We start from the raw sequence: 12,223 nt of genomic DNA on the forward strand, positions 1-12,223 counted from the left end.
TTTAAAGACGGTAATGTCGGGGCAAAGATGCCGTTTTACGGCGTGGTTTGGCCGTTGACGGCTTTTTCGTATAAATCAAACAAAAATTCTACGCGCTCCATGCCGTCTGAAAAGGGTTTTGCGCGGTAGAGGCGGTCAACGGCGGCATCGAGGCTGAGATGGGCTTCTTTAAGCGGCGGCGGCATTTTGTCTGGATCGTAGAGCTGCGCGAGGGTTTGATCGGGATAGTCGGCGCGGATAAGCAGGATGTCTTCGGCAAGCGCGGCTATGCGGGCTTTTTCAGCTTCGCCGGCTTCGGGCCAAGGAAAATTGTTGTACACAATCGTGCCGGAATAGCGATAACGGCTTTCCAGACGGCCTGCGACAGTGCGCATCCAGTCGTTGTGCATGGCTGAAGTGAGGATGCCGAATTCGTAGAGGGTTGCGTTGGGGATAGTTTGGTTGCTGTCGGTACTGATGATTTCACTATCAAAAAATGCCATAGGGACGTATTCGCGGCGTTCGGAGGATACACGGGGAACGAGGATGTAGTTTCCGGAAGTAGGGTGGCGGATTTCTCCGAATAAGTGAGGGGTTTCTGCCAATATTTGAGTTTCTTTGCGTCTGCTTTCAGAACGAATAGCGCGTACTTTTTCAATACGCTGATGGATTTCAGGATGTTTTGACGGCATATCTGCTAACTCTTGTTCGGAAATGCCGTTTAGCCAGATACACCAACGCTCTTTGCCATTGAGGAATTCTTCGGAGCCTAACAGCCGTTTAATCCATTTTTCTGCTGTAGGGTCTTTTTCTAAAAGCGCATCTTTTTCATATGTGGTTAGAATTAAATGTCCGCCATCATTGGGCATATTGCCGAAAACCATTTCGGGTATGTTGCAAATAGGGGTACGTCTAGCTTCAATAGCAAGATTACTCCCTGGAATCAGATAGGGGCTGATGTTGGCAACGCTTTGGCTGTGCCATTCTTTATCGAGAAGTTTGTAGAGTTTGGGCTGCACGCTATTGGGGCTGAGGCCGTCTGAAAGATATGCTGCTTCCAGGCCGATGATGACGACATGGACGGCGGCTTTGTCTTTGGCATTGTTTGCCCACGGGAAGGTTTGGTAGGCAAAGGCGATGCGGTTGCCCAATGAGAAAATAGGGGGCCAGAGGGTGGCGACCTGGTCGCCTTGGCTGATGGAATTGGTGGCGACAAGGGCGAGCCTGGCGCGGCTGGCGCGGATATATTGTGCGCCTTTCCAAAACCAACAGGCAACGTAATCCAAGACGCCGTATTTTTTCCAGCCGTTAAAGACAGTGTCCATGTCTATATTTTGTTCGGCATTACGATATTGTTTGCCGCCAAATGGGGGATTGCCGACGATATAGACTTCGTCTTCTGCGCGCTTGCCACGGGGGCAGAAGGCTTCCCAGTCTTCGCGCAGGCTGTTGGCGGCCTTAATGTTGCCGCCGCTTTTGAGGGGCAGTGTGGGCAGGCTGTTGCCCAGCTCGTTTTCATGGGCAAGGTTCATTTGGTGTTCGGCCAGCCAAAGCGAGAGCATAGCGATTTCGTGGGCGAAGTCGTCCAGCTCGATGCCGTAAAATTGGTCGAGGCGGATTTGGCTGCTGAAAATGGCGTTGCTGTCGATTTCTTTGACAGCTTTGAAGATTTCGATTTCGAGGCGGCGCAGTTCTTTGTAGGCGATAATCAGGAAATTGCCGCTGCCGCAGGCAGGGTCGAAGATTTTGATGTTGCCCAGCCGCATGGAGAGGCTGTATAGGGCTTTCAGACGGCCTTCATTGCTGGGATAGCGTTTGAAGATGTCTTGAAACGCCGCCTGAAAGTCGTCAAGAAAGAGCGGCTTGATGGCTTTCATGATGTTGGGGACGGAGGTGTAGTGCTGTCCGAGGCGGCTACGTTGGGCGGGATTGATGACGCTTTGGAACATGGAGCCGAAGATATCGGGATTAATTTCGGACCAGTCGAGTTTGCCGCATTCGAGCAAAAGGCGGCGGGTGCGGTCGTCGAAATCGGGGACAGGCTCGTCTGCTTGGAAAAGCCCGCCGTTGACGTAGGGGAAGCTTGCGAGATGGGCAGGCAGGGATTCGGAACGTTTTTCAGGGGGCGTGTCGAGGGTTTGGAAAAGTGCAGTCAGGACTTCGTCTGCATTTTCGCCGGTTTTGTGCGTATGGCTTTCGATGAGTTTGGTAAAGCTGTCTTTGGGGAAGATTTTGGTGTCTTCGGCAAAAAAGCAGAAGAGCAGGCGGGTCAGGAAGACATTGAGGGCATGGATGTCTTCGGATTTTTCAAGATGGTTGGTGCGGCGGATATGGTCGAAAAGGCGCCCCATTTTTTCGGCGGCTTTGGTGTCGGCGGGATTTTCTTCAAATCCGCTGCTTTTTTCCAAGCCTGCAAGGGGAAGGAAAAAGCCGTAGTTTTGCGCCAAGTCGGTGTAGGCGCATTCGAGGTAGTCGTCGGCTTGGCTATCGTAGGCGGCGATGTTTTGAAAATCGGTTACGATAAAGAAGCGGATTTTGTTTTTGTCGGCTGTGGCGGATTGTTTCAGGTCTTGCAGGACGTCGTATATGTCTGTATCGGGGGTGACGGGTTTGAAATAGAGTTTGCGGCTGAGGGCAATTTCGCCATGCAGGGGCATATCGGCAACGTTGGTGCCGGGGGTTTGGTTTTGCAGTTTGGTAATGGTGGCTTTCGGGGTATCGAACAGGCGCAGGAAGCCGTAGATGAAGTTTGCTTTGTCTTCCGACTGCACGAGCTTGGCCAGCCCGTCAAAAAGTTTGGTAGGATTGACTGCCATGGTTGCGATACCTTTGTTAAGAAATTGTAATGATATGAAATTATATCTTTTTTTATCAAAAAAGAATATTGGAATAGGCTGTGTAAAAGGTATTAAAAAAGGCCGTCTGAAGTTTTCAGACGGCCTTTTTTAAATTTCATCGGGTTGTTTTCATAATAAGCACTTAATTTTATTTAAATTAACGTTTATTTTAGAATAAACGGTTATAATTTATTAACAGATAAATATTCTGTAACCATATCAACCTATATCAAGGAGAGAAGCATGAAAAAACACAATTTTGAAGCGCGTCGCGAGGCTTTGCTGAAAGACATCCGAGAAGTGATGGATGATGTGGAAGAGTTGTACCGCGACGGTGTGGAAGCCGGTTCGGAAGAGGGCGGCAAAGCCCGGGCCAAATTGGAAGAGAAATTGGCCGCGGCCAAAGAACGTTTGAGCCGTTTTGAAGAAGAGGCCGGCGAACGTTTGCGCCATCATGCCGAGCGTGCGCGTGAAAAATACGAGCAGTTTGAAGAAGCGGCTCAGGAACGTTTTAAAGAAGGCAAAGAGCGTTTTGCCGAATTTGAAGCCGATGCGGGCGAGCGTTTGAAACGCGGTGCCAAACACGCTGATGAAGTGGTGCATGAGAAACCATATTATGCGATGGGTTTTGCCGCATTGGCCGGTTTGGTTGTCGGTGTGTTGTTGAACCGCCGTTAATGTGAATATGTTAAGGCCGTCTGAACAGGCGTGTACATGAAATCATGGATTTCATTGCGCCGTGCAGACGGCCTTAGCCTTATTTTTCCTGGGAAAAAGGATAATCGAGATGGGAATTCGCCAGCGTTTTGAACATGGCAAGGCTTTGTTGAATCAGGGCGCGGATTTGCTGCTGCTGCGTTTGCAGGTATTGAGCTTGGATTTGACGCGTCAGGCGGAGAATGTGTTCCGTTTGGCGGTTTGGTTGGTGTTGTCCGGCGCGCTGTTGATGGTGGGCTTGGTCGGTTTGCTGTTCGGCTTGAACCGCGTGTTGTCGGATGTGGCGGCGTTGTGGGTGTTTTTCGGCATTTTCTTCGTGAGCTTGCTGATTATTGCCGTATTGTTCCGCAAAGTATCGGCAGATTATCGAGAGCAGGGCAGCCGTGTGGCTGAGACCTTGCAGGATATTCGATCGGATATTGCGTATTTGCGCGGTGAGATAGACAAGGATACGGACGATGAAGCAACAGGAGTATGAAGAAGCGCGCGAGCTGCTGCTTTTGGAAGCCAAACTGGTGCGGCTGCGGATTGAGGCGGAAAATTTGAAACTGCGTAAAGTGGAAGAACGGGAGGCGCGGCAGTCCGATCGTTTGATGATGTTGGCCGATGTGGCGTTTCAGTTGAGCCAAACGCGTTTGCTGTCTCAACGCGCTTTGTTTTCTACATCACGCCGGCGGCATTGGATTTGGCTGGTATTGGCGGTCATGTTGGGCTTGTCGAGATAATCGGGAGCGGAGGGGTAGTCTAAACATTGTCTGCGGCGCTGTGTTGGATTGTGTGAGCCGCTTGTTGAGGACGCTGCGTCATTGCGTTGCCGAGATTTAAACTTTATCTATGTTGAGTATTTTTTACAAAAGACACCGGCCGTCTGAACATTTCAGACGGCCTCAATGTTTGGAGTTTCAGATATAATGGCGGCAATTTTGAAATTGTTAAATGAAGGATAAGTGATGAACCGTTTGTATCCCCACCCGATTATCGCCCGTGAGGGCTGGCCGATTATCGGCGGCGGTTTGGCTTTGAGCCTGCTGGTGTCGATGTGCTGCGGCTGGTGGTCTTTGCCGTTTTGGGTGTTTACCGTATTTGCTCTGCAGTTTTTCCGCGACCCTGCGCGTGAAATTCCGCAAAATCCTGAAGCGGTGTTGAGCCCGGTTGACGGCCGTATCGTGGTGGTCGAGCGCGCACGCGATCCGTATCGTGATGTCGATGCTTTGAAAATCAGTATTTTTATGAACGTGTTCAACGTGCATTCGCAAAAATCGCCTGCCGATTGTACGGTAACGAAAGTGGTTTATAACAAAGGCAAATTCGTGAATGCGGATTTGGACAAAGCCAGCACGGAAAACGAACGTAACGCGGTGTTGGCGACTACGGCTTCTGGTCGTGAAATTACTTTTGTTCAAGTGGCCGGTTTGGTGGCGCGCCGTATTTTGTGTTACACCCAAGCCGGTGCGAAACTGTCCCGCGGTGAACGCTATGGCTTTATCCGCTTTGGTTCGCGCGTGGATATGTATCTGCCTGTCGATGCGCAGGCGCAAGTGGCGATTGGCGATAAAGTAACCGGCGTCAGCACTGTATTGGCGCGTTTGCCGCTGACTGCGCCGCAAACTGAATCTGAGCCTAAAACCGCAGCTTCACAAGCTGCCCAGGCTGAAACAGTGGCAAACCCATCTACCGAACAGCAGCAAATCGAAGCAGCGGCGGCCAAGATTCAAGCGGCTGCACGCGATGTTTTGAAAGATTAATGGCTGGTTTTAAAATTGGTTTAAAGTAAGAAAAAGGTTTTCAGACGGCTGTCTGAAAACCTTTTTTGTTTATCTATCTGATTTTAAAACTTCACGTTCACACCGCCGGTAAAGCTGCGGCCCATTTGCGGCGTATCAGAGAGGAAGCTGCTGTGGGCGTAAACGGACTGATTGAGCAGGTTGTCGGCTTTAACGTACCAATTCCACTCGCCATAGCGCGTATTGCGGCGGTAGTTTGCGCCGAGGTTGAGCATGTGGTGTCCGGGCGTGCGCGTTTCGTAGCGGGCAAGTTTGTTTTGGGCGAACACGCGGTAGTAGTCCAAATTGGCATCGATACGGTCGGTCAGCGAGGCTTTCAGGTGGACGCCGAGGCGCGCAGCCGGAACACGGGGCGCGTTTTGGTCGTCCTGCGCGATGAAAGGACGGTTGCCGTAGGCATCTTCCCTGCCGGGTAGGGAAGGCAGGTTTTTCAGACGGCCTCGTACATAGTCGCCGGAAACGCCGATGCGGTAGCGCGGTGTCGGTTTGAAGTAGATTTCGCCTTCCGCGCCGTAGAAGTCGGCGCCGGATTGGTTGTAGCGCACGAGCTTCATTTCGCTGTCGTCTTCGATGGATTTGGGGCCGCGTCCATCGTTTAAGGTTTGGGCGTAGATGTAGTTGCCGAAGCGGTTGCGGTAGAGTGCCAGATTGTATTGCCAGCGGTCGCCTTCGTAGCCCAGTGCGAGTTCGATGTTGTTGGAACGCTCTTTGTTGAGGTGTTTGTTGCCGACTTCAAAGGTGTTGGTGGCAACGTGTTTGCCGTGTGCGTACAGTTCTTGCGTTGACGGCAGGCGTTCTTGATGGGAGGCGGTCAGGCTGAGTTTGTGGTGTGGCGTGAAATACCAGTTGCCCGAAAGTGCGAACGAGCGGGCGGTTTGACGGTGCGCACCGAGGTCGGGTAGGGGCTGGTTGTAGTAGTTTTCCCGATCAATCAATGCTTTATCGTACTGGATGGAGGCTTTTTGTTTTTCCACGCGTACGCCGCCTTCAAGCGTGAAGTTGTCCCAGTTTGCCTGTTCTACACCGAAAAAGCTGTAATGGCGCACATTGTTGTCAATCAACATCGGTTGTTGGACAGTTTCGGGAATGGTGGAAAGCGCGCTGGATTTTTGTCCCAAATATTGCACGCCCCAGCTGCCTTTCAGACGGCCTATGGGTTGGTGGCGCAACTCGATACGGGCGTTGTGTGTTTTGTTGTTGAAGAAGTTCTCTACTGCATCGCCTGCTTTTTCGTCGTGGTGGTAGTCATTGCGGTTCAGATGTACGCGCAGGGCTTCAAAACCGGGCAGAGGCTGCTTCCATTCGGCGCGGAGTTCGTAGCGTTTGTTGCGCAGGTCTATCCACGGTTTGCCGTTGTGGGCATGGGCGTGTGCATTATCGTCGTCATGAAAGCCGCAGCTCAAGCCCGGGTTGTCGTAATCGATGTCTTCTTCGGTCAGCAGGTGCGGATAAAGCTGCAAATAGCGTTTGTTAATCAAACTCTTCTGCCAGATGATGTCGGCGTGGCAATCATCGTATTCGTGGCTGTGCGCAGGCAGGCCGTAGCGGTCGCGACGGTCGCTGTACGCCACGCCGAGGAAACCTTTATCCCCAACCCAAGACAGCCCGATGCTGCCGGTTTTTGAATCGGCATGGCTGTCGGGCAGTCGTTTCAGACGGCCTTCTTCTTTTTGATAGCGAGGTACGGCGTAATCGCCCGATTTGCGGTACAAGCCTTCGGTATGCAGCACGAAGTGGTTGCCCAAACCGATATTGATGCCTGCGGATGTCAGTTTTTCCAAATTGCCGCTGCTCAAACGCAATCCGGCTTCGCCCGATACGCCGTTTTCAGGCATTTTTTCGGGGATTTTGCCATCGGCAACATCGACCAAACCGGCTACATTGCCCGAGCTGTACAACAGCGTAACCGGGCCGCGCAGGATTTCGACCTGCTGCGACAAGGCGCTGTCCACCATCAAGGCATGGTCGGGCGAGAAGTCCGCCATGTCGCCTGTTTCGCCGTGATGGTTCAACACTTTAATCCGTCTGCCTGTTTGACCGCGTATCACAGGCGCGGACGCGCCGCCGCCGTATTGCGAGGCATGAATGCCCGGTACGCCGTCCAAAGCATCGCCCAAGTTGACGGCTTTTTGCCGCAAAGTATCGCCGGAGATGATTTTGTCGGAGGCGGTCGAAGCGTGCAGCAGCCCCGACGTTGCACGCGGACGGCTTTTACCGACGACAGTAACCTCTTCCAAGTCAACCGACTGCTCGGTTTCATGCGCTTGGGAGAGGATGGGGGTGCTGATTAAAAGAATAGATAAAACAATGGGTTTGAGTGTGGTTTGTGTCATTTTAGTTTCTCATCATATTTCGAAAGGCTGTTATTATATAACATTTCATTATTAATATGATAAGATTTTTGAGAAAAAAGGCCGTCTGAAAACGAAGCGTGGTTTTCAGACGGCCTTTGGCTTGTATGCAGATTTAAATGAAAACGGAACAATCGTTCTGCTGCCTGGTTTGGGTAAGGCAGAAAGTCATGGCAGATTGTTTGCTTTCATTGAAAGCATTACTTGGTTTCAGCGGCTTTAGCGCCAGCGGTCTCTGCAATCAAATCCAAGAATACCAACGGCTTTTTGCCGATATTTTTGAGTGCATGGGACTGGCCGGGGCGGGCGATGGTAATGTCCCCTGCGCCGACTTCGGTTTGTTTGCCTTCGCTGTCGGTAAACAGGCCTTTGCCGGATACGATGATGTAAACGTCTTCATTGCCGGTATGTTTGTGCTGACCGATAGAAGCGCCCGGCGGCAATGTGAGCCAGCCGATTTCTTTGAATGCGTCTTGGTCGGCGGTTTGATGGCGCGTGAAGGCAAAGCTGCCGAGCAACGGGCCTTGGCCTCCGGCTGCGTTTTCGCGGTTCCATTCTGCTAAGTCGGTTTTTTTGTACACTTGGATGCTGCGGTCGGTGGGGGTGGTTTGTTCGGCAGCTTGAGCGCTTAAAGATGTGCCGAGCAGAAGGGCGACAGATAATGCGGCAAATAGTGGTTTCATGGCGGTTCTCCGTTTGTCAGGTTAAGTCAGATAATGCGGATTCCGTTTTCAGACGGCCTGCGGGGTTGAAACGATTAACCCCGCAGGCTTCCCCCAAGATTTATTTCACATTGCGCAGATAGTTCAACAATAATGGAACAGGGCGGCCGGTTGCGCCTTTTTCGCCGCCGGATTTCCATGCGGTACCCGCGATGTCGAGGTGTGCCCACGGGTAGTCTTCGGTGAAATAAGACAGGAAGGTGGCGGCGGTAATCGTGCCTGCTCCGGGCGTGCCGATGTTGGGAATGTCGGCAAAGTTGGATTTGAGTTGGTCTTTGTAGGTCTCAAAGAGCGGCAGTTGCCATGCTTTGTCGTCCACGTTGCGGGAAGCGGCCAGCAGGCTGTCGACCAAATCTTGATTGTTGCCCATCACGCCGCTGACGTCATGACCCAAGGCGATGATGCACGCGCCGGTCAGAGTGGCAACGTCGATAACGGCTTTAGGTTTGAATTGTTCGGCGTAAGTGAGCGCGTCGCACAAAATCAGACGGCCTTCGGCATCGGTGTTCAACACTTCAATCGTCAGGCCTTTCATGCTTTTCACGACGTCGCCCGGTTTGTTGGCTGCGCCGGAAGGCATGTTTTCACAAGTGGCGACGATGGCAATCAGGTTGATCGGCAGTTGCAGTTTGACGGCGGCGCAAAAGGTGCTGATGACGGTTGCCGCGCCGCACATGTCGAACTTCATTTCATCCATGTTCAGGCCGGGTTTGAGGGAAATGCCGCCGGTGTCGAAGGTAATGCCTTTGCCGACCAATACCACAGGTGCGGCTTCTTTGTCGGCCGCGCCGAAATAGCTCAGTTCGACTAAATATGGATCCTCAACGCTGCCTTTGGCAACAGACCAGAACGAACCCATGTTTTCTTTGATGTAGTCTTTTTCAATGATTTTGGCGTGTGCGCCCAGTTTTTCGGCTTCGGCTTTAGCGGTACGCGCTAAAAATTCGGGTGTGCACTCGTTCGGCGCGGCATTACCCAAGTCACGGCAGAGGCTTTGTCCGTAAACTTGCGCTTCGGCTACGCGCAGGGCTTCTTTGACGGCGGCTTCGTGTGCGCTGTGGAACACAGCTTCTGTAAATTTGGCGGGCTTGGCTTCTTTTTTGTAGCGGTCGAAACGGTAGGCGGCATTGCCGAACGCGATGGCGAAGGCTTCGGCAATGGCGGTGGCTTGCGCTTCTTCAAAGGCATGAACGTCCACATTGACCGTTTCTTGGTTTTGCGCCCATTTGGCGGCTTCGGCGGCAGCTTTGTTCAATGCGGCGCGGTCGGTTTTTTCGAGGCGGGCGACGGCAATGGCTTGCAAACCGTTGTCCGTCGGGATTTTGGTGTCGGCGAAATTTTGACCTTCTTCAAGGGAAGCGAAGAGGGCGAGGGCAGTCGGGTTGCTCAGTTGCGATGCTTCGGCGCAGACAAATAATTGCGCACCTGCCTGTTGAGCCTGCAAAGTTTCGGCTTTTGTGCTAAATTTCACGTTTATTCTCCTGATTGGAACGGTTGTCGGTTATTCAGACGGCCTGTTGACTAACCGTCCGAACAGATGAAAATCATTGTACTCCATTTGTGTCATGCCGTCTGAAGCCTTATGAATAAATATGGGTTTCCCATAAACCGTATACCACGCTCAATCTTATGATTTACCAAAGAAACTTTATTAAAGAACTTTCCTTTACCGCCGTCGGCATTTTCGTCGTCCTCTTGGCGGTATTGGTGTCGACGCAGGCCATCAACCTGCTTGGCCGCGCAGCCGACGGGCGTGTCGCCATCGATGCCGTGTTGGCCTTGGTCGGCTTCTGGGTCATCGGCATGACCCCGCTTTTGCTGGTGTTGACCGCATTTATCAGTACGTTGACCGTATTGACCCGCTACTGGCGCGACAGCGAAATGTCGGTTTGGCTCTCCTGCGGATTGGCATTGAAACAATGGATACGCCCAGTCATGCAGTTTGCCGTGCCGTTTGCCATTTTGATTGCCGTCATGCAGCTTTGGGTGATGCCGTGGGCAGAGTTGCGCAGCCGCGAATATGCCGAAATCTTGAAGCAGAAGCAGGAATTGTCTTTGGTGGAAGCCGGCGAGTTCAATAACTTGGGCAAGCGCAACGGCAGGGTTTATTTTGTCGAAACCTTCGATACCGAATCCGGCATCATGAAAAACCTGTTCCTGCGCGAACAGGACAAAAACGGCAACGACAACATCGTTTTTGCCAAAGAGGGCAATTTTTCGCTGACCGACAACAAACGCACGCTTGAATTGCGCGACGGCTACCGTTACAGCGGTACGCCCGGTAAAGCCGATTACAACCGCGTTTCTTTCCAACACCTCAGCCTGATTATCAGCACCACGCCCAAACTTATCGACCCTGTTTCACACCGCCGCACCATTCCGACCGCCCAACTGATTGGCAGCAGCAATCCCCAACACCAGGCGGAATTGATGTGGCGCATCTCGCTGACCGTCAGCGTTTTGTTGCTGTGCCTGCTTGCCGTGCCGCTTTCCTATTTCAATCCGCGCAGCGGCCACACCTACAATATCCTGATTGCCATCGGTTTGTTTTTGGTTTACCAAAACGGGCTGACCTTCCTGCGCAATGCTGTGGAAGACGGCAAAATCCATTTCTGGCTCGGACTGCTGCCCATGCACATCATCATGTTTGTGATTGCCGTCGTCCTGCTGCGCGTGCGCAGTATGCCTAGCCAACCCTTCTGGCAGGCGGTTGCCAAAAGTCTGACATTGAAAGGCGGAAAATGAACCTGATTTCACGTTACATCATCCGTCAAATGGCGGTTATGGCGGTTTACGCCCTTCTTGCCTTCCTCGCTTTGTACAGCTTTTTTGAAATCATCAACGAAGTCGGCGATCTTGGAAAAGGCAGCTATAACGGCGCAAAATTGGGGCAGTATGTTTTAATGCAGATGCCTGCGCGCGCATATGAACTGATGCCGCTTGCCGTTTTGATCGGCGGCCTGATTTCCCTCAGCCAACTGGCTTCCGGCAGCGAACTGACCGTCATCAAAGCCAGCGGCATGAGCACCAAAAAGCTGCTGTTGATTCTGTCGCAGTTCGGTTTGATTTTCGCCATTGCCACCGTTGCACTTGGCGAATGGGTTGCACCCACGCTGAGCCAAAAAGCCGAAAACATCAAAGCCGCCGCCATCAACGGCAAAATCAGTACCGGCAATACCGGCCTTTGGCTGAAAGAAAAAAACAGCATCATCAACGTGCGCGAAATGCTGCCCGACCATACGCTTCTGGGCATCAAGATTTGGCAGCGCAACGATAAAAATGAACTGACCCAAGCGGCGGAAGCCGAATCCGCCGTTTTGAATCCAGACGGAAGCTGGCAGCTGAAAAATATCCGCCGCAGCATATTGGGCGAAGATAAAGTCGAGGTTTCTACCGCCGCCGAAGAAAACTGGCCGATTTCCGTCAAACGCAACCTGATGGACGTATTGCTCGTCAAGCCCGACCAAATGTCTGTCGGCGAATTGACCACTTATATCGACCATCTGGAAAAAAACAACCAAAATACCCAAGTCTATGCCATCGCATGGTGGCGCAAGCTGGTGTATCCCGTTGCCGCATGGGTGATGGCGCTTGTTGCCTTCGCCTTTACGCCGCAAACCACGCGCCACGGCAATATGGGCTTGAAACTCTTCGGCGGTATCTGCCTCGGTTTACTGTTCCACTTTGCCGGACGGCTCTTCGGCTTTACCAGCCAGTTATACGGCGTGCCGCCGTTTTTGGCCGGCGCATTGCCGACGGTTTTGTTTGCACTGTTGGCGGTGTATCTGATACGTCGTCAGGAAAAAAGATAAGGCAAAATAAACTTCAGGCCG

General features: G+C 52.1%; 10 protein-coding genes. 6 read left to right on the plus strand and 4 right to left on the minus strand.

What is annotated here, in order from left to right; genetic code table 11:
- Positions 1 to 35: 35 nt before the first annotated feature.
- Complete coding sequence (locus FOC66_RS00580; RefSeq protein ID WP_003745615.1) at positions 36 to 2,795, minus strand: DNA methyltransferase; 2,760 nt, start codon at positions 2,793 to 2,795, stop codon at positions 36 to 38.
- 264 nt (positions 2,796 to 3,059) lie between these two features.
- Here FOC66_RS00580 and FOC66_RS00585 point away from each other — a divergent pair, with 264 nt between their 5' ends.
- From FOC66_RS00585 to FOC66_RS00600, 4 genes are all read left to right on the plus strand, one after another.
- Positions 3,060 to 3,494: a DUF883 family protein gene (locus FOC66_RS00585; RefSeq protein WP_003745618.1), complete on the plus strand. Its 435-nt coding sequence runs from the start codon at positions 3,060 to 3,062 to the stop codon at positions 3,492 to 3,494.
- A 109-nt stretch (positions 3,495 to 3,603) separates the two neighbouring features.
- Complete coding sequence (locus FOC66_RS00590) at positions 3,604 to 4,011, plus strand: phage holin family protein (protein WP_003745620.1); 408 nt, start codon at positions 3,604 to 3,606, stop codon at positions 4,009 to 4,011.
- Entirely contained in the window at positions 3,992 to 4,258 is a 267-nt protein-coding gene (locus FOC66_RS00595) for a hypothetical protein (RefSeq protein ID WP_003745621.1), read from the plus strand. The genes FOC66_RS00590 and FOC66_RS00595 overlap by 20 nt, the downstream gene beginning before the upstream one ends.
- Positions 4,259 to 4,483: 225 nt before the next feature.
- Complete coding sequence (locus FOC66_RS00600; RefSeq protein WP_003745623.1) at positions 4,484 to 5,278, plus strand: phosphatidylserine decarboxylase; 795 nt, start codon at positions 4,484 to 4,486, stop codon at positions 5,276 to 5,278.
- A gap of 83 nt (positions 5,279 to 5,361) precedes the next feature.
- On the opposite strand, the gene znuD is transcribed toward FOC66_RS00600, so the two are convergent.
- From znuD to FOC66_RS00615, 3 genes are all read right to left on the minus strand, one after another.
- Positions 5,362 to 7,650, minus strand: coding sequence for a TonB-dependent zinc receptor ZnuD (gene znuD / locus FOC66_RS00605; protein ID WP_003745626.1), 2,289 nt, complete (start codon positions 7,648 to 7,650; stop codon positions 5,362 to 5,364).
- A 218-nt stretch (positions 7,651 to 7,868) separates the two neighbouring features.
- Positions 7,869 to 8,351, minus strand: coding sequence for a cupin domain-containing protein (locus FOC66_RS00610; RefSeq protein WP_003745628.1), 483 nt, complete (start codon positions 8,349 to 8,351; stop codon positions 7,869 to 7,871).
- A gap of 100 nt (positions 8,352 to 8,451) precedes the next feature.
- Positions 8,452 to 9,861 carry a leucyl aminopeptidase gene (locus FOC66_RS00615; protein WP_003745630.1) on the minus strand — a complete coding sequence of 470 codons (1,410 nt, stop codon included), beginning with the start codon at positions 9,859 to 9,861 and terminating at the stop codon, positions 8,452 to 8,454.
- A 158-nt stretch (positions 9,862 to 10,019) separates the two neighbouring features.
- Between FOC66_RS00615 and lptF the strand changes: the two genes are divergently transcribed.
- Together lptF and lptG are read left to right on the plus strand one after the other, a co-directional pair.
- Positions 10,020 to 11,135 carry an LPS export ABC transporter permease LptF gene (gene lptF / locus FOC66_RS00620; protein ID WP_003686055.1) on the plus strand — a complete coding sequence of 372 codons (1,116 nt, stop codon included), beginning with the start codon at positions 10,020 to 10,022 and terminating at the stop codon, positions 11,133 to 11,135.
- Entirely contained in the window at positions 11,132 to 12,202 is a 1,071-nt protein-coding gene (lptG, locus tag FOC66_RS00625; RefSeq protein ID WP_003745632.1) for an LPS export ABC transporter permease LptG, read from the plus strand. The genes lptF and lptG overlap by 4 nt, the downstream gene beginning before the upstream one ends.
- Positions 12,203 to 12,223 lie beyond the last annotated feature (21 nt).

It is taken from the genome of Neisseria mucosa, assembly GCF_013267835.1.
GTDB lineage: Bacteria > Pseudomonadota > Gammaproteobacteria > Burkholderiales > Neisseriaceae > Neisseria.